22 protein-coding genes are annotated in these 21907 nt (G+C 67.6%); 9 read left to right on the top strand and 13 right to left on the bottom strand.

Annotated features, from left to right (window positions below; genetic code table 11):
• The first annotated feature begins 9 nt into the window (after positions 1-9).
• The gene (locus A5724_RS24665) at positions 10-834 is read left to right on the top strand and encodes an SDR family oxidoreductase (protein ID WP_067808792.1); all 825 of its coding nucleotides are present in this window, start codon (positions 10-12) and stop codon (positions 832-834) included.
• Between the two features lie 2 nt (positions 835-836).
• Here A5724_RS24665 and A5724_RS24670 read toward each other — a convergent pair whose 3' ends face one another.
• Positions 837-1964, bottom strand: coding sequence for a glycosyltransferase family 1 protein (locus A5724_RS24670; RefSeq protein ID WP_067808539.1), 1128 nt, complete (start codon positions 1962-1964; stop codon positions 837-839).
• Between the two features lie 133 nt (positions 1965-2097).
• Between A5724_RS24670 and A5724_RS24675 the strand changes: the two genes are divergently transcribed.
• Complete coding sequence (locus A5724_RS24675) at positions 2098-2787, top strand: thioredoxin domain-containing protein (protein WP_067808541.1); 690 nt, start codon at positions 2098-2100, stop codon at positions 2785-2787.
• Here the strand turns inward: A5724_RS24675 and A5724_RS24680 are convergent.
• The 8 genes from A5724_RS24680 to A5724_RS24715 all read right to left on the bottom strand — a co-directional run bounded on the left by A5724_RS24680 (position 2778) and on the right by A5724_RS24715 (position 11344).
• A complete protein-coding gene (locus A5724_RS24680) occupies positions 2778-3287 on the bottom strand; it encodes a DUF3592 domain-containing protein (RefSeq protein WP_067808542.1) in 510 nt (169 codons plus the stop codon). The genes A5724_RS24675 and A5724_RS24680 overlap by 10 nt on opposite strands.
• Positions 3284-4936: a 2-succinyl-5-enolpyruvyl-6-hydroxy-3-cyclohexene-1-carboxylic-acid synthase gene (gene menD / locus A5724_RS24685; protein ID WP_067808794.1), complete on the bottom strand. Its 1653-nt coding sequence runs from the start codon at positions 4934-4936 to the stop codon at positions 3284-3286. The genes A5724_RS24680 and menD overlap by 4 nt, the downstream gene beginning before the upstream one ends.
• A 2-nt stretch (positions 4937-4938) precedes the next feature.
• Entirely contained in the window at positions 4939-5721 is a 783-nt protein-coding gene (locus A5724_RS24690) for an alpha/beta fold hydrolase (protein ID WP_067808544.1), read from the bottom strand.
• Positions 5722-5801: 80 nt separating this feature from the next.
• Complete coding sequence (locus tag A5724_RS24695) at positions 5802-6533, bottom strand: DJ-1/PfpI family protein (RefSeq protein ID WP_067808546.1); 732 nt, start codon at positions 6531-6533, stop codon at positions 5802-5804.
• A 15-nt stretch (positions 6534-6548) separates the two neighbouring features.
• The gene (locus A5724_RS24700; RefSeq protein ID WP_067808796.1) at positions 6549-7532 is read right to left on the bottom strand and encodes a GlxA family transcriptional regulator; all 984 of its coding nucleotides are present in this window, start codon (positions 7530-7532) and stop codon (positions 6549-6551) included.
• A gap of 79 nt (positions 7533-7611) precedes the next feature.
• On the bottom strand, positions 7612-8757 hold the full coding sequence (locus tag A5724_RS24705) for an LLM class flavin-dependent oxidoreductase (protein ID WP_067808548.1): 1146 nt from the start codon (positions 8755-8757) through the stop codon (positions 7612-7614).
• 45 nt (positions 8758-8802) lie between these two features.
• Positions 8803-9765 carry an o-succinylbenzoate synthase gene (locus A5724_RS24710; RefSeq protein ID WP_067808550.1) on the bottom strand — a complete coding sequence of 321 codons (963 nt, stop codon included), beginning with the start codon at positions 9763-9765 and terminating at the stop codon, positions 8803-8805.
• A gap of 10 nt (positions 9766-9775) precedes the next feature.
• Complete coding sequence (locus A5724_RS24715; RefSeq protein ID WP_369830665.1) at positions 9776-11344, bottom strand: long-chain-fatty-acid--CoA ligase; 1569 nt, start codon at positions 11342-11344, stop codon at positions 9776-9778.
• A gap of 121 nt (positions 11345-11465) precedes the next feature.
• Between A5724_RS24715 and A5724_RS24720 the strand changes: the two genes are divergently transcribed.
• Positions 11466-13430, top strand: coding sequence for a fumarylacetoacetate hydrolase family protein (locus A5724_RS24720; RefSeq protein ID WP_067808556.1), 1965 nt, complete (start codon positions 11466-11468; stop codon positions 13428-13430).
• Here A5724_RS24720 and A5724_RS24725 read toward each other — a convergent pair.
• Positions 13408-13998 (bottom strand): TetR/AcrR family transcriptional regulator, encoded by a 591-nt coding sequence (locus tag A5724_RS24725; protein WP_067808558.1) that lies wholly within the window; start codon positions 13996-13998, stop codon positions 13408-13410. The two genes, A5724_RS24720 and A5724_RS24725, sit on opposite strands and share 23 nt — an antisense overlap.
• 40 nt (positions 13999-14038) lie before the next feature.
• Positions 14039-15640, bottom strand: a complete 1602-nt coding sequence (locus A5724_RS24730) for an amidohydrolase (protein ID WP_067808798.1) — start codon at positions 15638-15640, stop codon at positions 14039-14041.
• A 134-nt stretch (positions 15641-15774) separates the two neighbouring features.
• Between A5724_RS24730 and A5724_RS24735 the strand changes: the two genes are divergently transcribed.
• A complete protein-coding gene (locus tag A5724_RS24735) occupies positions 15775-16233 on the top strand; it encodes a YciI family protein (RefSeq protein ID WP_067808560.1) in 459 nt (152 codons plus the stop codon).
• Between the two features lie 82 nt (positions 16234-16315).
• On the opposite strand, the gene A5724_RS24740 is transcribed toward A5724_RS24735, so the two are convergent.
• Positions 16316-16561: a DUF3253 domain-containing protein gene (locus A5724_RS24740; RefSeq protein WP_232004969.1), complete on the bottom strand. Its 246-nt coding sequence runs from the start codon at positions 16559-16561 to the stop codon at positions 16316-16318.
• Positions 16562-16627: 66 nt separating this feature from the next.
• On the opposite strand from A5724_RS24740, the gene fadD8 reads away from it, so the two are divergent.
• Entirely contained in the window at positions 16628-18262 is a 1635-nt protein-coding gene (fadD8, locus tag A5724_RS24745) for a fatty-acid--CoA ligase FadD8 (protein WP_067808565.1), read from the top strand.
• Positions 18263-18342: 80 nt separating this feature from the next.
• Here the strand turns inward: fadD8 and A5724_RS24750 are convergent, their stop codons facing one another.
• Positions 18343-18552 (bottom strand): hypothetical protein, encoded by a 210-nt coding sequence (locus tag A5724_RS24750; RefSeq protein ID WP_067808567.1) that lies wholly within the window; start codon positions 18550-18552, stop codon positions 18343-18345.
• A 101-nt stretch (positions 18553-18653) separates the two neighbouring features.
• On the opposite strand from A5724_RS24750, the gene A5724_RS24755 reads away from it, so the two are divergent.
• Genes A5724_RS24755 through A5724_RS24770 form a run of 4 tightly spaced genes read left to right on the top strand, consistent with a single transcriptional unit; the run spans position 18654 to position 21848 of the window.
• The gene (locus A5724_RS24755) at positions 18654-19271 is read left to right on the top strand and encodes a TetR/AcrR family transcriptional regulator (RefSeq protein WP_067808569.1); all 618 of its coding nucleotides are present in this window, start codon (positions 18654-18656) and stop codon (positions 19269-19271) included.
• Positions 19243-19896 (top strand): enoyl-CoA hydratase-related protein, encoded by a 654-nt coding sequence (locus A5724_RS24760; protein WP_067808571.1) that lies wholly within the window; start codon positions 19243-19245, stop codon positions 19894-19896. Before A5724_RS24755 ends, A5724_RS24760 begins: the two co-directional genes overlap by 29 nt.
• A gap of 13 nt (positions 19897-19909) precedes the next feature.
• Complete coding sequence (locus tag A5724_RS24765) at positions 19910-21160, top strand: RNA polymerase sigma factor (protein WP_067808573.1); 1251 nt, start codon at positions 19910-19912, stop codon at positions 21158-21160.
• A 1-nt stretch (position 21161) separates the two neighbouring features.
• A complete protein-coding gene (locus A5724_RS24770) occupies positions 21162-21848 on the top strand; it encodes an HAD family hydrolase (RefSeq protein ID WP_067808575.1) in 687 nt (228 codons plus the stop codon).
• The last annotated feature ends 59 nt before the right edge of the window (positions 21849-21907 follow it).

Here is a 21907-nt window from a genome sequence, read left to right on the forward strand (position 1 = left end):
ACCACCACCATGAGCAACAAGGTTTGGTTCATCACCGGGACATCACGCGGGTTCGGCAGGGAGTGGGCGATCGCAGCGCTCGAGCGGGGCGACAAGGTCGCCGCCACGGCGCGCGACACCGCGACGCTGGCCGACCTGGTCGAGAAGTACGGCGACGCGCTCCTGCCGCTGCAACTCGACGTCACCGACCGCGACGCCGACTTCGCCGCGGTCAAACAGGCCCACGACCACTTCGGACGGCTGGACATCGTCGTCAACAACGCCGGCTACGGCCACTTCGGCTTCATCGAGGAGCTGACCGAGGACGAGGCGCGGGCGCAGATCGAGACCAACGTGTTCGGCGCGCTGTGGGTGACGCAGGCCGCGCTGCCGTACCTGCGGGCGCAGCGCAGCGGCCACATCCTGCAGGTGTCGTCCATCGGCGGCATCACCGCCTTCCAGAACGTCGGCATCTACCACGCGTCGAAGTGGGCGCTGGAGGGCTTCTCGCAGTCGCTGGCGCAGGAGGTCGCGCCGTTCGGAATCCACGTGACGCTGATCGAGCCCGGCGGGTTCGCGACGGACTGGGCGGGGTCGTCGGCCAAGCGCTCCGCGCCGCTGCCCGATTACAAAGAGGTGCACGAGGCCGCCGAACGGGCGCGCAGCCAGCGGGTGTCCAAACCGGGCGATCCGCAGGCATCGGCCCGCGCGGTGCTCAAGATCGTCGACGCCGCCGAGCCGCCGCTGCGGGTGTTCTTCGGCGCCCTGCCGCTGTCACTGGCGAAGGCCGACTACAAGAACCGGCTCAAAACATGGGAAGAGTGGCAACCCGTCGCTGTCGAAGCGCAGGGCTGAAACTAGGCGGCGTCGGCGCGGCACATGCCGATGACGTCCTCGTAGTGGTCGAGCAACTCGTCGCAGATCGCAGGCCACGTGCGGCCGAGCACGCTGCGGCGAGCGGCCGGCGAATAGCGTTGGCGTTCCACGATCAAATGGTCGACAGAGTCGGCCAGCCTGGCTTCGAACTCGTCGACGTTCAGCAGCAATCCGGTGCGGTACGGGGCAACCAGGTCGCGCGGCCCGCCCGCGTTCGGGGCGACGACGGGCAGACCCGACGCCATCGCCTCCTGGACTGCTTGGCAGAACGTCTCGTGTTCGCCGGGGTGGACGAACACATCCATGCTGGCGTACGCCGTCGCGAGCTCGGTCCCGTATAGTGCACCGGTGAAAACCGCTGACGGAAGCGTCTTTTCGAGCTTGCCGCGGTCGACGCCGTCGCCGACGACCACGAGTTGAAGGTCGTCGCGTCCGGCCAGCACCGCCAGTCGTTCGACGTGCTTCTCCGGTGCGAGCCGCCCCACGAAACCGACGATCGGCCTGCCCTGTGGCGACCAGCTACGCCGCAGCGCGTCGTCGCGCATCGACGGAGCGAAGCCGGTGACGTCGACCCCGCGGGCCCACTTGTGCACCCGCGGAATGCGGTGTGCCGTCAGGTCTTCCATCGCGGCGGTCGAGGGCGCCAGAGTTCGGTCGGCGCGGCTGTGCAGATGCCGCGTCCACGCCCAGGCGGCGCGGGCCGTGCACCCGATGCCGTAGCTCTGCGCGAAACCCGCTATGTCGGTTTGGAATACGGCGACCGTCGGCACGCCAAGGAAGCGCGCCGCGTGCAGTCCACCGTAGCCGAGCAGTGCAGGCGACGCCAGATGCACCACGTCGGGGTCGAAACCGCGTAGCACGTTCACCAGCCGCGGTCTCGGCACGCCGAGGGGCAGCGAGGTGATCTTCGGAAACATCCGCGACGGCACTCGGTGCACACGGATGCCGTCGTACACCTTGTCGGCAGCGGGTTCACCGCGCGGGTTGTCCGGGGCGATGATCAGGGCCTCGTGCCCTGTGCGGCGCAGATGCTCGATCACGCGGAGCACCGAGTTCGAAACGCCGTTGACATTCGGAAGGAACGATTCTGCGACGATTGCGACGCGCACGCCACGACTGTCGCATCGACGGCTGTCGCAAAGGTTGCCTGGGGGCATACGACACGCAAAAACCTCGTGCCGATGTTCGCACCGTCCGCGGTCGCCGATTCGAGTATCGTGCGCACAAAGAAGGGCGGTTGACATGCGGATATCCCGGGCCTTGGCGCTCATCGCGGCGGCGTTGACGATCACCGCTGTCGGCTGCACCAAACAAGTCACGGGTACCGCGGCCCCCGATCCGGACAAGCCGCCGCTGTCGGTCAGCAAGGACGGCTTCGGGGTCGTCGCCGGATTCGCCAACGCGCCCAAGAAGATCGAGATCTACACCGAACCGCAGTGCAACCACTGCGCGGATCTGCAGCACGATTTCGGCGACGAACTCGCCTACTACATCGCCGTCGGCGAACTCGAGGTGACCTACCGGCCGATGATCTTCATGGACGACAAGACCGACGGCTACTCGGGTCAGGTCAGCAACGCGCTGTTTTTGGCCGCCGAGAAGGCCGGCTCACCCGCGGTGACGGCGACCGGCACCGAGTTCCAGCGCTTCGTCGAAAACGTCTGGGCCAACCAGCGTCCCGGCGGCAAGCCGCCCACTGGGGACGAACTCGCCGGGTACGCCAAGAAGGCGGCCATGCCCGACGCCGTCGCGCAGAACATCAAGGGCGGCGGGTCGGCGGTCAACATCAAGGACATGGACAACGCCAACTTCGAGTTCCTCTACGAGATCGACTCGACGGAGATGGGCACCCCCACCGTCTACGACCTCGACAAGGGCGAGAAGCTCGACATCTACGACAACGACTGGCTGAACAAGCTCATTCAATCCTGAACCGCGGCAGGCGTTCTGGTCACTCGCTTCTCGACCAGCGTGACGCCGGCCAGTAGGACACCCGCTATCAGCCAGCCGACCACTGCGATCGAGCCTGCCGGGATGATGGCCAGCGACGCGTTACGGTCTTGCACCCGAACCAGATCGGGATTGTTGGTGTCGTACTCCACGTAGATCCGCATCCCGTTCTCCAGCTCCGACGGGTACAGCACCCCCAGTTCTGGACGGTAGGTGACGCGGTCCGGGGTGACGAACTCGATGGTGGACCGCCGCGGTCCGGCGTTGAGCACATTGGCTTCGGCCACACCCATGTGGCGCTCGATCTGCCGGTCGTTGCGCCACGCGCCCAGCACCAACAGCACCGACTGCAGCGTCACCAGACATGCGACGACGATGATCCCGATCCGGATCCGACGAAACACACGTTGGGACAGAGTTTCGCCGGGATCTTTGGTCAGCCGGGGAATCAACCAGCGCCGCAACGTATTCAGCTGCCTCACAGGGCAGCCTTTATCGATGCATGCAACGCGCGCAGCGACGACCGGTCGGCCTTCACCTCCAGCACGCGCATCCCCTCGAACGGCTCACCGAGCGCGCCGCTCAACTGGGCGACCTCGATCTGTCTGCTCTCGACGTGGTAGGCCCGGCACAGCGCGCCGACGTCGACGTCGTGCGGGGTGCCGAAGATCCGCGACGACACGTCGGAGAACCGCGGGTCGCCCTGCTCGAGCAGTTCGAAGATGCCGCCGCCGTTGTCGTTGGACACCACGATCGTCAGGTTGCGCGGTGTCGGCTCCGTCGGCCCGATCAGCAGCCCGGAACTGTCGTGCACGAACGTCAGATCACCGATCAACGCGATGGTCCGGCCCGGATTTCTCCCGCCCGCCTCCCGCTCGTGCGCCAACGCCGCGCCGATCGCAGTCGACACCGTGCCGTCGATACCCGCGACGCCGCGGTTGGACTGCACCTTGATGCCCCGCGCGTCGAGCCCGACCAGTGCGGCGTCGCGCACCGGGTTGGAGGCGCCCAGCACCAGTTGGTCGCCTGGCCGCACCGCGTCGGCGACGGCGGCGGCGACATGCAGTCCGGTGGTCAGCGGGTGCGCTGCGAGTTGGCTGCGCACCGCCTCGACCGCGTGCCGGTTGACCTCGGCACAGCGGTGCAGCCAGGCCGGGTTCGGCTCGCCGGTGGTCACCGCCCGCGTGCCGGTGGCCTGCGAGTTACCCGAGACGTCCGGCCAGCGCGGCCCGGTGGTCAGCGCGTACACCGGCACCGAGGGGTCCGCCAGCAGCGCCGACACCGGCCGGTGCAGCGTCGGGCGGCCCAGCATGATCACCTGCTGCGGGTGGATCAGCCGCAACGCGAACGGGTGCAGCGGATTCTGAGCAGGCGGGGCGGTCGGTTCGGCGACGGTCGGCAGCTTGGCGAGATTGGGATGCGCGCCCGCGCCGTGCCCGGCGATCACGACGGTGTCCGGGGTCAGGTCGATGTCGAGCGGCTGGTCGAACGTCACTGGCGGCGTGTAGGTCCACGGCCTGCCGTCGGGCCTGCCCTCGGGCGCGTAGCGCTCGGCGGGGTCGTCGGCGTCGGGCACCAGCGGCTCGCGCAGCGGGATGTCGAATTGCACCGGGCCGGCGTTGGCGGTGCGAGATCCCGTGGCGGCCACCAGGACTCGACATGTTGCCGAGCGCCATTGCGCGTTCAGCGCGTCCATCTTGTCAGGAGCGTCCTCGGAGAGGCCGAGGCTGATGTTAGCGCGCACCTGGGTGCCGAAGTAGCCCATCTGCTCGAAGGTCTGGTTGGCGCCGGTGCCGAGCAGTTCGTAGGGCCGGTTGGCACTCAGCACGATCAGCGGGACACGGGCGTAGTTGGCCTCCACGACCGCGGGCCCGAGGTTGGCGACCGCGGTGCCCGACGTCATCGCCACGCACACCGGGGCGCGTTCGGCGACGGCGAGCCCGATCGCCAGATAGCCGGCGGTGCGCTCGTCGATGCGGACATGCAACCTTATGCGGCCTGCCCGGTCGGCGTCGTGCAGCGCGAAGGCCAGCGGCGCGTTCCGCGAACCCGGGCACAGCACCACGTCCCGGACGCCGCCGCGAATCATTTCGTCGACGACCACGCGGGCCTGCGCAGTCGATGGGTTCACCACTACAGACTATCGGCGATGAATTTCAGGGCCGCGGCATTGACGACCTGCGGCCGTTCGATGAAGCCGAGGTGGCCGGTGTGCGGAATCTCCAGGTAACGGCCGTTGGGGATGGCGTCGGCGACCTCTTTGCCGAGATGCGCGGGCAGCACCACGTCGTCAGCGAAGCCGATGACGAGCACCGGCGCCTTGATGCTCCGGTACGCGGCGAGCCGGTTGCCCTCTGGCGCGATCGACACCTGGGTCGTCACCCCCGGCGTCGGTTTGGTCGGCCACATGGTGAACATGTCGATCCAGTCACGCACGGCGGCGTCGTCGTTCAGCGTCTTGGGGGAAAAGCTCTCCAGCAGACGCACTTTCGCGTCGTAGGACGGCGGCAGCTGAACCCCGGAGCGCACCAGGTCCAGCTCGGCGCCGCGGAAGAAGTCGCGGGTGCGGTCGTGGCGGCCGCGGGTGGCCATCAGTACCGCCGAGCGGACCAGCTCCGGGCGGGCGACCATCAATTCCTGCGCGATGTAGGCGCCCATCGACACCGCCACGATGCGCACCGGCGCGAGGTCGAGCTTCTCGATCAGCGCGGCGGTGTCGCCGACCATGGTCTCGGTGGTGAAACCCTCGGCGTTCTCCGTCGCGCCGATACCGCGGTTGTCGAAAGTGACGCAGCGATAACCCGCCCGCACGAACTCCGGCACCTGATGCAGGTGCCAGGTGCGTCCCGCGCCGCCGCGCCCCGCGATGAACAGCACGGGGTCGCCTCTGCCGCGGTCGTCGTAGGCCAGATTCACCCCGCCGACGCTACTCAACGCGCGGCGAGCCCTTCGATCGCGGCCCAGTACCGCTGGCGTTGCGCGGGTGACAGCGGCGGTCACACCTTGACACGGCTGCGGCGCTGGCCGCGCGCCCGCTGGATCGCGGCGTCCCACAGCAGCCGGGCCGGCTGGCTCAATTGGTGCTGCTTGGCGGTCTCCTTGGTCAATTGCGCGGTGGCCGACGCCTTGGTGGCCGCCGACGCCTTCGACATGTGACCGGAGTCGAACGGGGGCTGCGGGTCGTATTCGATGGTGAGCTGGATGGCCTTGGCTTTGGCCTCACCGACGATCTGCCCGGCCAGCCACAGCCCGAGGTCGATGCCCGCCGACACCCCGGCGGCGGTCGCGATCTTGCCCTCGTGCACGATCCGCTGGTCGCCGACGGCCTCGACACCGAACGGCTTCAGCATGGGCAGCGCCATCCAGTGCGAGGTCGCGCGGTGTCCCCGCAGCAGCCCGGCGGCGGCCAGGATGACCGAGCCCGAGCACACCGACGTGGTCCAGGTGGTCGTCTGGTGCACCTGCCGCACCCAGTCGAGCAGCTTCTCGTCGCGGGCATGTTCGAACGTCGTCATGCCGCCAGGCACCAGCAGGATGTCCGGCGACGGCGTCTCGTCGAACGAGTGCGTGGCGCCGATCAGCAGCGCGCCCGAGTCGGCGGCGATCGGCCCCGGTTCGTGCCACACGAAACGCACCTCCGCATCGGGCAGGCTGCGCAGCACCTCGTAGGGGCCGATGAAGTCCAGCGCGGTGAAGCCGGGATACACCACGATTGCGATCTGCGTCATTGCCATCTCCTTTGACTAGCCGGTTTCGATTCCGGTTTTCGCGTGCGCGAACGTCTTGCGGTATTGGTCCGGCGAAATGCCGAGGCGGCGAATGAAACTGCGGCGCAGAGTCTCCGCTGAGCCGAATCCGCAGCGAGCGGCGATCACCGTGACGGTGTCGTCTGTCTCCTCGAGTTGGCGGCGGGCGGCTTCGGTGCGGATCCGTTCGACGTAGGTGCCCGGCGCCTCGCCGACCTCCTCAGTGAACAGCCGGGTGAAGTGCCGGGGGCTCATCGCTGCGCGCCGGGCCAACTCCGGAATGCTGTGCGCACCACCGGGTTCGGACTCGATGGCCTCCTGGACCTCGCGGATCGGCGCGCGCCTGGCGCGGGGCATCCACACCGGCGCCGCGAACTGCGTCTGCCCACCGGGCCTACGCAGGTACAGCACCAGCCAGCGGGCCACGGTCTGCGCGACGTCGGTGCCGTAGTCGTCTTCCACCAGCGACAGCGCCAGATCGATACCCGCGGTGACTCCAGCGGCGGTCCACACCTTCTCGGAGCTGCGGACGAAGATCGGTTCGGGATCGACAGTCACAGCGGGGAATTCGCGTGACATGCGGTCGGCGAACGCCCAGTGCGTGGTGGCGGTACACCCGTCGATCAGGCCTGCCTGCGCGCACAGGAACGCGCCGGTGCACACGCTGACGACCCGACGGGTGTTCTCGGCGGCGATCTGTATCCAGCCGACGGTGTCCGCGTCGCGGCGCGCGTCGTCGACGCCGATGCCGCCGGGCAGGACCAGGGTGTCGATGGGTGCGCGCGGGTCCGGCAGCGGTTGGGTCACCAGCGCGAGTCCGGTGAGCGTGCTGGCCGGTTCGCCGCCGCGGGACACCACGTTGACGGCGTAGCCCTCATCCGCGCGTCCCTGGCTCGCCAGGTAGATGGTGGCGCCGGTGAACACCTCGAACGGGCCGACCAGGTCGAGAGCCTGGACGCCCGGATAGCCGAGGACTACCACCGATCGCACGTCTCCCAGTGTTGGCGACGGTCGCGGTGGCGTCTAGGCCATGGTCCCCACGGATTAGGACAGGCGCCACTCAGAGCCTCTTCAGCCGTCGCAGGATTCGCAGGAAGGGCACGACAGACCCGATCCCGTTGCGCAAACTCTGTTGCAGGAAGCTGGTGTTGATTCCGACGAAGTACCGCACGCCGCAATCGCGCCATGCCGCTGCTTGTTCGACGACTTCGTCGGGTGTTCCGGTCAGCATCATGGACCGCAGGAACGCCGGTGTGACGCCCTTGATGTGCGACAGCACGGTCTCTTCCTCCAGCGTCTGCGGCAACAGGTCCTGGCCTCCGCCGAACCCGACGCCGAGCGGATGCTGGGCACCGTGCTGGGCGTAGAACTCGTCGGAGGCGCTCAACGCCACGGTCTTGAGCACGTCCGATTCGAGTGCCTCATCGATGTCGTCGCGGTTTCGTCCCGTCAGGATCGGCATCAGGATCGCAGGCACGATGGCCATTGGATCGCGGCCTGCGTCGGATGCGGCCGTCCTGACCGCCTGAAGGCGCTGCGCGTATTCCGTCGGGCTGTGTGGGAACGCGGGGAAATAGCCGTCGGCGTAGCGCCCAACCGCGCGCAACATGCGCGGACCGTGCGCACCGATCCAGATCTGCGGCCATTCACCCTTGTACGGCGGCAGGTCGAAGACGGCGTCGCGCAGCGGAAAGAACGGCGAATCCCGGTTGACCAGTTCACCTTTCGAGTCCCACAACGCCCGGATGGTCGCCATCGCCTCCTCGAACCGGCCGACCGGCTTGGACCAGTCGACGCCATACGGCTCGTTGCCTTCGCGTTCGCCCGGCCCGATGCCGAGGATGAATCGTCCGCGGTTGAGCAGGTTCACCGTCGCGGCGGCCTGCGCCGTCACCGCCGGATTGCGACGGCCCGCGTCGGTGACGCCGATACCCAACGGGAGTCGAGCGATCCGATTGCGCGCGGCGATGTTTCCGAGCATCGTCCACGGTTCCATCGACGCGTCGACCGACGGTTGAATCCGCGCGGCGCCGCAGTACTTCGGCTGCCACAACGCTCGAGGAAAAATGGAGTTGAGATGGTCAGGCACCCAGAATGAGTCGACGCCTATCGCCGCGGCGCTGAGATAGTTGACGCGGGTGAACGTGTCGGCGGCCGGGCGGCCCGCGACGATCAAGTCCAGCAAGCCAACGCGTAAACCGGTCATGCCTGGAGTCTTCGGCCAGCGGGCCCGACCGGATAGCGTAGGCGCTTACTCGAATTTCACGCGGTAGCAGTCCGTGATGCGGTCGATCCACCACTGCCTGCGGTCCGCCGAGGCCTTCAGGGCGTCCAGTCGGCCGGGCTCGGGTGTCACCCTTTTGACCGACAGATACCCGTCGACGGGTGCCTCGGGTGCGATGACGTCTTCGACGAACAGCCCCCCGGTGCCCAACCCGCACGCATGCTTCAGGTCGGGTAATGCCGCGGCGGCCAACAAACCTTGACTGATGCCGACGGCCGAATCCAGCGCGCTGGACACCACGACAGGGATGTCGATCTGCGCGGCGATCTGGAGCAATTTGCGCACCCCGCCCAGCGGCGCCACCTTCAACACCGCGACGTCGGCCGCGTCCGCGCGTATCACGTGCAGCGGGTCGTCGGCCTTGCGGATGCTCTCGTCGGCGGCGATCGGCACATCGACACGACGCCTGACGTCGGCGAGTTCGGGCACGGTCCGGCAGGGCTGCTCGATGTACTCCAGCGGCCCGTCGGCGGTCAGCGCTGCCGCGGCCGTGACGGCTTCATCCACGGTCCACCCGCCGTTGGCGTCGACGCGCACGATCGGCACCAGCGCTCGAACGGCGTTGACCCGCACCACGTCATCGGCCAGCGACTGGCCCGGTTCGGCCACCTTCACCTTCGCGGTACCTGCACCGGGAAAGCGGGCCAGCACCGCGGGCACCTGTTCGGCGACGACGGCGGGCACGGTGGCGTTCACCGGGATACGGTCACGCCGGATGTCGGGCGGTTGCCCGTATGCGGCCTCGACGGCCGCGGCCAGCCAGTGCGCGGCCTCGGGCGGCTGGTACTCCAGGAACGGTCCGAACTCCCCCCAGCCTGCCGGCCCGTCGAGCAGCGCGACCTCGCGAACCATGATGCCGCGGAACCGAACTCGCATCGGCAGCGCGACGACGTGCAGGCGGTCCAGCAGGTCGTCCAGCGGCGGGGTCATGGATCCGAGGCTAGACCGTCGCGCGGTCGCGGCCCTCCCAGTACGGCTTGCGCAGATCCTTCTTGAGGATCTTGCCGGTCGGATTGCGGGGCAGCTCGTCCTTGATGTCGACGGTCTTCGGGCATTTGTAGGCGGCCAGATGCTCGCGGCAGTACGCGATCAGCTCCTGCTCGGACGCCTCACCTTCAAGCTGGACAACGGCTTTCACCACTTCGCCCCACTTCTCGTCAGGTATCCCGATCACCGCGACGTCGACCACCGCGGGGTGTTCGGCGAGGACCCGCTCCACCTCGATCGAGTAGATGTTCTCCCCGCCAGAGATGATCATGTCCTTGAGTCGGTCCTCGACGAAGATGAAGCCGCCGTCGTCGACGCGGCCGATGTCGCCGCTGCGGAACCAGCCGTCCTCGGTGATCGCCTCGGCCGTGGCCTCCGGCTTGTTGTGGTAACCCTTCATCAATTGCGGTGTGCGGAACCATAATTCGCCCTGCTCACCCTCGGGGACGTCTTGCAGCGTGTCCGGGTCGACCACTCGCACCTCGGCATTGGGCACCAACGTGCCCGCGCTCGAGAGGCGTTCCTCCTTACCGGGATCGCGGTGCGCCTCCGGCAGCAGATGGCTGATCACACCGCACACTTCGGTCAACCCGTAGGCCTGGATGAAGTCGGTGTTCGGCCATGCTTTCAAAGCCGCCCGCAGCAGGGGCAGCGGCATCGGCGACGCCCCGTAGGCATACGTCTTCAGCGCACCGAACAGCTTCACGGCATCTTCACCGGATTCGAGCACCTTCGCCAGCACGGCGGGCACCAGGAAAGTCCTGTTGGCGCCCTTGAGAATTGCCCCCGCCAGTGTCATGCCGTCGACGTCGCGCGTCATCACGCTCGGGAAGCCGTCGTGAATGCCGAACTGCACATACGACGACCCGCCGACGTGGAACAGCGGCATCGACACCATGTTCTTGTCGCCCTCGTCGAACTCGAAGCCCTCGTGCGCGTTGACCGTGTGCGCGATGATGTTCGCCTGCGTCAGCTCGGCACCCTTGGGTCGGCCCGTGGTGCCCGACGAGTACATGATGATGCAGACGTCGTCGGGTTCCACGTCGACGCTGCGGCCGACGGGCGTCGCGCCAGCCAGCAGCGCCTCGTACTCGTCACCGTCGCCGCCCTCGGGGGTCACGGTGATGAGGTGCTCGACGTTGGTGAGCGCGTCGCGGATCTTGTCGACGCCCGGCTTGAGTTCCTCGCCGACGATCAGCAGCTTGGCACCGGAGTCGTTGAGCACATAATCCAGTTCGTCGGCGGCCAGTCGAAAATTGATGATGGCGTTGGCCGCTCCCAGCGACGCCGCGGCGATGGTCAACTCGACGCAGGCCGGGTGGTTCTTGTCCAGGAACGCCACCACGTCGCCGCGCTTGACGCCGCGGTCGGCCAGCGCGCCGGCGAGCCTGCGGACCCGGTCGTTCCACTCCGACCATGTCCAGGTGCGGTCCAGGTACGTGAACGCTTCTTCGTCGGCTTTGGCTTGCGCCCAGTGAGCGGTGCGTTCGTCGAGGAAGCGCGGGACCGGCAGGTCGGACAGGTCAGACATGGCCCCGAGCGTAGTCAGCGAGGCTGAGATGTCAGCGGCCTTTCGGACAAACCGGGGTTTACATGTCGCCCGACAGTTTCTATGTTGGTCAACATAGAGAGAGGCGGCGACCATGCGCTGGGCGACGTATCGAACTGAGACAACTGACCGCATCGGCGTGGTCTTCGAAGACGCGATCCACGCGCTGCCGCCGGGTACGCAACTGGTCGACCTCGTCGCACTCGGCGCCGACGGTCTGCGTGAGGCCGGTGAACGCGCGCTGCGTGGCCCGTCCGAGGTGGTGGGCCTGCGGGAGGTCACGCTGCGCCCGCCGATCCCGCGGCCCCCTGCCATCCGCGATTGCCTGTGCTTTCTGGACCACATGCGCAATTGCCAGGAGGCGATGGGCGGCGGTCGGACGCTGAAGGACACCTGGTACCGCATCCCGGCGTTCTATTTCGCCAACCCGTCGGCCGTCTTCGGACCCTACGACGAGGTGCCGAGCGCACCCGGAAGTGCCTGGCAGGACTTCGAATTGGAGATCGCGGCGGTGATCGGCGGGCCCGGCGGCGCCGACCTGTCGGTGCGGCAAGCCGCAGAGGCGATCATCGGATACAGCATCTTCAACGACTGGTCGGCGCGCGATCTGCAACTGCTGGAAGGTCAATTGGGCATCGGGCAGGCCAAGGGCAAAGACACCGGAATCACCCTCGGGCCCTATCTGGTCACCCCCGATGAGCTCGATCCGTATCTGCGCGACGGCACCCTCAGCCTCGGCGTCACTGCGCTGGTGAATGGCGAGGTGATCGGTTCGGGATCCACCGGTGCGATGGACTGGAGTTTCGCCGAGGTGATCTCGTACGCCTCCCGCGGTGTGACGCTTCATCCCGGTGAGGTGTTCGGATCGGGCACCGTACCCACGTGCACGCTCGTGGAACACCTCAAAATGGCCGAGTTGCAGAACTTCAGGAGCTGGCTGCGCGACGGCGACGAGGTGACGCTGCGGGTCGAGGGACTGGGCGAGACGCGAAATGTCGTGCGCCACCGCCCCGCACCCGATCCGCTGCCGCCGCGGCCCAGCCCCGACCGGCCGGTCACGACCTCTCGCCGCAACCCCGCGCCCACCCGCAGGCCCTACACGCGCGGCCTGCATGAGGTTGGCGACGGCGTGTGGGCCTGGCTGCTGCCCGACGGCGGATATGGTTGGAGCAACGCCGGTTTGGTGGTCGGCGACGGTGCCTCAATGCTCGTCGACACGCTGTTCGATCTGAAGCTGACCCGCGAGATGCTGACGGCGATGCGGCGATGCACCGACGGCGCGCCGATCACCGACATGGTGATCACGCATTCCAACGGCGACCACACCCACGGCAATCAACTGCTGGATCCGTCGGTCCGCATCATCGCGGCCGCGTGCACCGCCGAGGAGATCACGCACGATGTGCCGCCGGAGATGCTCGCCATGACGCAGGTCGCCGACCTCGGACCGATCGCGACGCCGTGGGCGCGAGAGCGGTTCGGCCCGTTCGACTTCAGCGGGATCCGGCTGCGCAATGCCGACACGACCTTCGACGACAAGATGGTCGTCGACGTCGGCGGTCGGCAGGTGACGCTGCTGAACCTGGGGCCCGCGCACACCGGCGCCGACACCGTGGTGCACGTGCCCGACGCAGGCGTGCTGTTCGCAGGCGATCTGCTGTTCATCGGGGGCACCCCGATCGTGTGGGCGGGCCCGATCGCGAACTGGATTGCCGCGTGCGACACCATGCTGGCGCTTGACGCGCCGACCGTCGTTCCCGGGCACGGACCGATCACCGACGCCAACGGAATCCGTTCTGTGCGTGGCTATCTCGAACACGTCAGCGAGCAGGCGGACGCGGCGCACCGCGACGGTCTTTCGTTTCAGGAGGCCGCGCTCGCGATCGACCTCGGACCGTACGCCGACTGGCTGGACGCCGAACGCGTCGTCGTCAACGTCTACCAACGCTACCGGGAACTCGGCGCCGACATGCCGGAGGTTCCCGTCACCTCCCTGTTGGCTCTGCAGGCCGAGTGGCACGCCAAGCGAGCGAATGTCAGCCCGCCGGTGAACGTTTGACGCGACGCTTGCTCCCATCGCCGATGATCGCCTTCAGCGCGTCGAGGGTTTTGTCGAGGTCGACGTCGTCGGGCGCGACCCGCCACTGCTGATGGACACCGATGATCGCGCCCGCAACCACCGTGACGAATTCCTCGCGGCGGACGCCCGCCGGCATCGCAAGGCCGTCCGTCCAGCCCGTCACCCATTTGCGCATGGCCCGGTGAAACTCCTCGTAGAACCCGTGGACCGGCGAATCCGGTTCGACCGCTTCGGCGATCAGGGTGATGAGCAGTCGGGTGGTGGGTTGGCGGAGGAATTCGCGGACATGAGCGATGCCGTCGTCCACCCCGACAGGACGGGGCGCGTCGCTGAGCGTTCCGCCGGTGACATCGTCGACGACCGCCTTCAGCAGCCCGTCCTTGTTGCCGAAATGCCACGGAATCGACCCGCGGCTGATGCCTGCACGTTCGGCGATGTCGACGAAAGTCGTTCTGCGGAAGCCTTGTTCGGCGAACAGCTCAGCGGCGGCATCGATCAGCAGACGCCGGCTCTCGGCGCTGGTCTGCGCGCGTCTGCTGACAGCCACTGGCACAGTCTATGTTCCCCGACATAGACGAGGCAGCAGGTCAGCCGTAAACCTGCTTGCCCGCCAAATAGGTCGCCCGCACCTCCAGGTCGGCGATGTCCTCGGGCAGCACCGCACGTGGATCGGCCGACAGCACCACCATGTCGGCGTACTTGCCGACCTCCAGCGAGCCGATCACGTCGTCGGCGAACAACTGCCATGCCGCATCGAGGGTCTGCGCACGGATGGCCTGCTCGACGGTGATCCGCTGTTCGGGTCCGATCACGCGCCCGCTCGGCGCGATGCGGGTGGCCGCGACGCTGATGTTGCGCAGCGGCTCCTCCGGGGTGACCGGCGGATCGTTGTGCAGCGAGATCCGCATCCCGGTGGCGAGAGCGGAACCGCATGGCATCCAACGGCTTCCGTGGTCGGCGCCGAACAGGCCGTCGACGATCAGGTCGCCCCAGTAGTGGATCTGGTCGACGAAGATGCTGCACGTCACGCCGAGGTCGTGCGCCCGTTGCAGTTGTTCGTCGCGGATCGCGCCGACGTGCTCGAGGCGCAACCGGTGGTCGTCGCGGGGCCAGCGTTTGAGCGTGTCCTCGTAGACGTCGAGGATCGTGTCGACGCCTGCGTCGCCCTGCACATGGCACGCCATCGGCCAGCCTTTGGGGAAGTACGTGTGCACGATCTCGGTCAACTGCTCGCCGGTGTAGTTGGCGTGCCCGCAGGATCCCGGCGGGACGCCGATGGCGCGGGTGGCGTCGCTGTCCAGATACGGGAAGGACAGGTCGATGTTGCCGATCCACGGTGAGCCGTCGACCCAGATCTTGATGCCGACCTGCCGGACCAGATCGTCGCCGTTGTCGGGCGTCATATCCGTCGTCATCTCGGCGTTGGATATCTCGTAGACCCGCAGGCGCACGGTGAGGGCGTCGTGCATCTGCTCCAGCACCGGCCGGAACGGGGGTGCGAACGCCATTTCGGAGCACGTGGTCAGGCCGGCGCGGTTGAGTCGCGCCAGTTCGGCGTGCAGCATCGCCGGGTAGTCGCTCGGCTGGATCGCACCGGTCAGCAGGCTGAACACCGCGCCGGTTTCTTCGGCGGTGCCGTCCAGGTCGCCGTTGGCGTCGCGGCCGTAGCGCGAACCCTTCGGGTCGGGGGTGTCGCGGGTCAGGCCGGCGTGTTTGGCGGCGACGCTGTTGAAGAACGCCTTGTGCCCGGAATTGTGGACGATCACCAGCGGCGAGTTCGGCGCGACGTCGTCGAGCCAGGCCAGCGTCGGCTCCGGTAGACCCGGTTGTAGCAGCGGATCCCACCCGTTGAGGTAGGCGCCGGCCTCGCCGCGCTTGTCGACCTCGGCGCGGATCGCGGCGACGATGTCGTCGGCCTTCGTCATCGTGACCGGCCGGATGTCGACCATCCGGTCGGACAGCACGATCGCCTCCATCATCGGGTGCCCGTGGGCTTCAACGAGTCCAGGCATCAGGCAGCCGTCGCCCAGGTCGAGCGTCTGCGTTTCCGGGCCGATCCAGCTGTCGATGTCGGCGCTGGAGCCGACCGCGACGATGCGGCCGTCGGCCACCGCGAGCGCCTCCGCGGTGGGTTGGCGCTCGTCGACGGTGAGCACGGTTCCGCGAAAGGCCAGGTCAGCTGTGGGCATGCGGACATCCTCGCAGTGCGCGAAAAAATACTTGAGGAATTTCGGCCGCCGTGTCGATTCTGGTCGGTGCCCGTTCGACGTCAGTGCGAGGGGCACGATAGACGCGCCCCTTCCCGACTAGAAGGAGACAACCAATGTCGCGCTACATGCTGATCATGCGGTCCACCCCCGAGGCCGAGCAGGCCATGGCCGAGCAGAACATCGACTTCGACCAGATCATCGAGGCGATGGGCCGCTACAACGAGGAGCTCATCAAGGCCGGTGTGATGCTGGCCGGTGAGGGCCTGACCGGACCTGAGGAGGGTTTCGTCGTCGACTTCGACGCCGACCCGCCGGTGGTCACTGATGGCCCGTACACCGAGGCCAAGGAATTGTTCAACGGGTTCTGGATCATCGACGTGTCGTCGAAGGAAGAGGCCAAGCAATGGGCGCGCAAGTGCCCGCTCGGTCCAGGCGTCAAGCTCGAGGTGCGGCGAGTGTCCGAAGCCGAGGAGTTCGCTCCGGACAACCCGTGGATTCAAAAGGAGATCCAGTGGCGCGCGGACCTGGCGCAAAAGATCGCCGATCAGGCGGCCAAGGCCGCGGGCCGCTGAGGTTGGCTTGCGCCGAAACGGCATTCCAGCACGGAAAGTTCGAGTAACAGCGTGCTGGAATGCCGTTTCGGCGGTTGGGTGGCTACCTGGCGCGGATCCGGATCGGTCCGCGCCAGTCCGCGTCGGGGTCGAGCACCTCGCCCTGCTGGGTGATCTCGACCTCGCCGGACCTGGCCAGTGCCCTGGCGGCGTCGCGGGCCTGCTCCATCAGGTCGCGCCAGTCGTCGCCGCCGACGGCGCGCGCCGCGTCGGACGGGCAGATGGTCTTCGCCGGCCCTCGCGCTCTGGCGAGGTCGACGATCGCGGCCCGCAGGCGCTGCTCGGTCACGCTTTCAAGGAAGCCCCACCGGGCGGCGCTTGAAACCATTTCTGTAACACGTTCTAATCTGAAGGCATGAGCCACGCTGATGTCTCCTCGCGCGAGCGCTCGTCGGACGACTTGCTGCGCTATCCCATCCACTCGGGCCACCTCACCGTCGGGGCGCTGAAGCGCAACAGGGACAAGCCGGTGCTGTTCCTCGGTGATACCACGCTCACCGGCGGTCAGCTGGCCGAACGCATCAGCCAGTACATTCAGGCCTTCGAGGCGCTTGGCGCGGGTTCGGGTGTCGCGACCGGGCTGCTGTCGCTGAACCGGCCCGAGGTGCTGATGATCCTCGGCGCCGGCCAGACCCAGGGCTACCGCCGCACCGCACTACACCCTCTCGGGTCGCTGGATGACCACGCCTATGTGCTCAACGACGCCGGAGTCAGCTCGCTGATCATCGACCCGAATCCGATGTTCGTCGAGCGGGCCAAGGGCCTACTGGAGAAGGTGCCCGGGCTCAAGCAGGTGCTGACCATCGGCCGGGTGCCGCCCGAGCTGTCCGACGTCGCGGTGGACCTGACCGCCGAGGCCGCGAAGTACACGCCCAAACCTCTGGTGGCCGCCGACCTTCCGCCGGACCACATCGGCGGGATGGCCTACACCGGCGGGACGACCGGCAAGCCCAAGGGCGTGATCGGCACGGTGCAGTCGATCACCACGATGACGACGATCCAGCTCGCCGAATGGGAATGGCCCGAACGACCGAAGTTTTTGATGTGCACGCCGCTGTCGCACGCAGGCGCGGCGTTCTTCGTGCCGACGATCATCAAAGGCGGTCAGCTGGTGGTGCTCACCAAGTTCGATCCGGCCGAAGTGCTGAAAACCATTGAGGAGCAGCGGATCACGGCGACCATGCTGGTGCCGTCGATGATCTACGCGCTGATGGACCATCCGGATTCGCACACCCGCGACCTGTCGTCGTTGGAGACCGTGTACTACGGCGCCTCGGCGATGAACCCGGTGCGGCTGGCCGAGGCCATCCGGCGGTTCGGCCCGATCTTCGCTCAGTATTACGGGCAATCAGAGGCGCCGATGGTGATCACCTATCTGCCCAAGGGCGACCACGACGAGAAGCGGTTGACGTCCTGCGGGCGGCCGACGGTGTTCGCCCGCACCGCGTTGCTGGATGGTGACGGAAACCCGGTGCCGCAGGGCGAAGTCGGCGAGATCTGTGTGTCCGGTCCGCTGGTGTCGGGCGGTTACTGGAACAAGCCGGAGGCGACGGCGGAGACTTTCCGCGACGGCTGGATGCACACCGGCGACCTGGCCCGCGAGGACGAGGACGGCTTCTGGTACATCGTCGACCGGACCAAGGACATGATCGTCACCGGCGGGTTCAACGTGTTCCCCCGTGAGGTGGAAGACGTTGTCGCAGAGCATCCTTCGGTCGCGCAGGTGTGTGTGATCGGCACACCCGACGAGAAGTGGGGCGAGGCCGTGACCGCGGTGGTCGTGCTGCGGCCCGACGCAGACCGCTCCGATGAGGCCGTCGCGCGGATGACCGCCGAGATCCAGGCCGCGGTGAAGGAGCGCAAGGGCTCGGTGCAGTCGCCGAAGCAGGTGATCGTCGTCGACTCGGTGCCGGTGACCGCGCTGGGCAAGCCCGACAAGAAGGCTGTGCGCGCGCAGTTCTGGGCTGGCGCCGACCGCGCCGTCGGCTGAGTTTCTTTCGGCGAGCGACCGCTTTTGTACGCACAGACGCGGCGTGTCGGCGTGCAGACACGGTCACTCGCGGGAGAGGGCTAATCCAGCAGCGCGTCGATCTCGGCGCGCAACCGTTCGATGCGTTCGGCCTCGGGCGGGATGCCGCGACTCTCCTCGGCTGCGCGTTGCCAACCGAGCCGCCACATCCGCGCGACGGCACGGTCGCCCATTCCCGCGTAGGGGTTGAGAAGCGTCTGCCCGAACGCCTTTCGCCCTTCGCGGTAGGCGATGACCAGCCGGTGTGCCATAGCACTACTGTCCGCCCCCGGTGGTTGCCGGCGCCCGTTTTGCCTCGGCGTGTCATGCACCCATTTGATAACAGAGCATCTGCTCTGTTATCTTCGGGCTCATGCCCCGGCCGCAGGTGTACGACCGCGACGCGATGCTCGACGCGGCCGAGGACCTCGCCGTCGAGGGCGGCCTCACCGCCGTCACCATCCGCGCGGTGTCGGAACGGGCGGGCATCTCCAACGGGGCCATCTATCACGCCTTCGGTTCCCGCGGCGGGCTTGTCGGCCGCGCTTGGGTGCGTGCCGCCCGCCGCTTCCTGACCCTGCAGAAGCAGGCCGTCGACGCCGAGGCCGACCCCGTGCGCGCCGTCATCGCCGCCGCCGACGCGCCCGCCGTGTTCAGCGAGCAGTACCCGGCGTCGGCGCGGCTGTGGCTGGCCATCACGCGCGACGAGGTGATGGGCGACGCGCCTCCAGACGTGCAGACCGAACTCCGTGCGCTGCAGGGCGACCTGCGCGACATGCTGATCCGGCTTTCCGTCGCGATGTGGGATCGCAAGGACGCCGCGTCCGTCGCGGTGATCGAGGACTGCGTCGTGGGCCTGCCGACCGGTCTGATGCTGCGCAGGCCCATGCCACCGACCACCGCCACCCGCCACCGACTCGCGGCCGCCGTGGAGGCGATTTTGTCCCTCAAGGAGGAAAAGGATGCCCGCACATCTCGAAATCACCGATGACATCGCCGTTTTGAATCTCGGCGACGACGAGAACCGGTTCTCGCCGGAATGGCTGGACACCGTCAACGGCTTCCTCGACCGCGTCGACGCAGGCGAGGCCAAGGCGCTCGTCACCACCGGCGACGGCAAGTTCTACTCCAACGGCTTGGACTTGGATTGGCTTGGCGCTCACAGTGATCGAGGCGACTGGTACGTCGGCGAGGTCCAGCGGTTGCTCGCCCGCGTGCTGGTCGCACCCGTCCCCACGGTGGCCGCGGTCAACGGCCACGCCTTCGGCGCCGGTTCGATGCTGGCCATGGCGCACGACTTTCGCGTGATGCGCGTCGACCGCGGCTTCTTCTGCTTCCCCGAGGTGGACATCCGCATTCCGTTCACACCGGGCATGGCCGCGCTCATCCAGGCCAAGCTGACACCCGCGGCGGCGGTCGATGCGATGACGACCGGTCGTCGGTACGGCGGCACCGATGCCGAGGCGATCGGCTTGGTGACCGCGACCGCGTCCGAGGACAAGGTGGTCTCGACGGCCGTCGACCTGGTTGCGCCGCTGAAGGGCAAGGACCCCGGCACCCTGCAGGCGATCAAGTCGACGATGTTCGCGAACGCCACCGCCGCACTGCGCGGCTGACCCGGTCGGCACAATGGGGCACGTGCCGGATCTACACCAGACCGTCGACGCGGTGTGGCGGATGGAGGCCGCCAAGATCGTCGCGACCCTGACGCGGGTGGTAGGCGACGTCGGTCTCGCCGAGGATCTGGCGCAGGAGGCCCTGGTCGACGCTCTGCAGCAGTGGCCGTCGTCGGGGGTGCCACGCAACGCGGGCGCCTGGTTGACCACCGTCGCCAAGCGCAAAGCGATCGACCTCTGGCGCCGCCAGGAGAACCTCGACACCAAATACGCGGTGCTGGCCCGCGACCTGGAGACCGAGGTCTGCCAGGGGTGGGATCCCGACCGCATCGACGACGACGTGCTGCGGCTGATCTTCATCTCGTCGCATCCGGTGCTGTCCCGCGAGGGCCAGATCGCGTTGACGCTGCGGGTCGTCGGCGGCCTGAGCACCGACGAGATCGCCCGCGCATTCCTGACCTCGACGACGACGGTGGCCGCGCGCATCACCCGCGCCAAGAAGACGCTGACCGCGGCGAAGGTGCCGTTCGAGGTGCCGGACCGGTCGGAGTACCCGCGACGGCTGTCGGCGGTGTTGGCCGTGATCTACCTGATTTACAACGAGGGTTATTCGGCGTCGTTCGGACAGCGGTGGATCCGCGACGAGTTGTGCAACGAGGCGCTGCGCCTCGGCAGGGTGCTGGCCGCACTGGTCCCTGACGAAGCCGAAGTACACGGCCTGGTGTCGCTGATGGAGTTCCAGTCGTCGCGGTTCGCCGCCCGCACCGACGCTGACGGCAAGCCGATCTTGCTGGAGGACCAGAACCGCGCCCGGTGGGACCGCGCGCAGATCCAGCGTGGGGTGGCCGCATTGGAGCGCGCGGCTGATACGTTGCAGCGCAAGGGAACCGGGTGGGGTCCGTATGCACTGCAGGCTGCGCTTGCCGAATGTCATGCCGTCGCGCCGACGGCGGCGGACACCGATTGGGCGCGCATAGTGCTGCTCTACGACGGGCTGCGTCAGGTGGCGCCGTCGCCGGTGGTCGAACTCAACCGCGCGGTGGCGGTGGCGATGGCCTCGAATCCTGCGGACGCTTTGCAGATCGTCGACGGCATCGAGGGGCTGGACGGCTCGTACCTGCTCCCCAGCGTGCGCGGGGAGTTGCTGTCGCGGCTGGGCCGAAACGCCGAGGCCGCCGACGAGTTCGCCCGCGCGGCCACGCTGACTGACAACGAGCGGGAACGAGAAGTATTGCAAGACAAGGCGGCTCGGGTCCGTGGTTAGTATGGGCCGGGTGGACGCCGTACTGTTCGACTACTCCGGCACCCTGTTTCGGCTCGAAGAGGACGACAGCTGGTTCGCGGGCATCGAGGTCGACGAGCGCCAGATCGACGGTCATGTACAGGCCGAGTTGATGCGCAGGCTGACCGCACCCACCGGCCAGCACGTCGACATGCCGCCCGACGCATACCACGCGTGGGTCAACCGCGACCTCGCACCACACCTGCACCGCGAGGCCTACTTGCACGTGCTGCGCGAATCCGGACTCGCCGATCACCACGCCGAGGCGCTCTACGGCCTGGTGATCGACCCGATGAACTGGACGCCGTACCCCGACACCGCCGACGTGCTCGCCGGCCTGCACCGGCAGGGCATCAAGACCGCCGTCGTGTCGAACATCGCGTTCGACGTTCGACCGGCGTTCGCGGCGCTGGGCGTCACCGACTTCGTCGACGAATTCGTGCTCTCCTTCGAGGTGGGCGCCGTCAAACCGGACGCCGCGATCTTCCAAACCGCGCTGGCCCGCCTCGGTGTCGACGCCGAACGCGCGGTGATGGTCGGCGACAGCGACGAGGCCGACGGCGGCGCCCGCGCGATCGGCTGCCGGTTCAGTCTCGTCGACCCGCTGCCGACGGCTCAACGGACCGACGGTCTGCGCACGGCCGTCGCCGACCACGGTGTGACGGTATGACCGGGATATCGCCGGTGATATCGAATTTCAGATGGCACGCATGGTCGGGAAAAGGGCTG

This window comes from Mycobacterium sp. ACS1612, assembly GCF_001667505.1.
Classification (GTDB): domain Bacteria; phylum Actinomycetota; class Actinomycetes; order Mycobacteriales; family Mycobacteriaceae; genus Mycobacterium.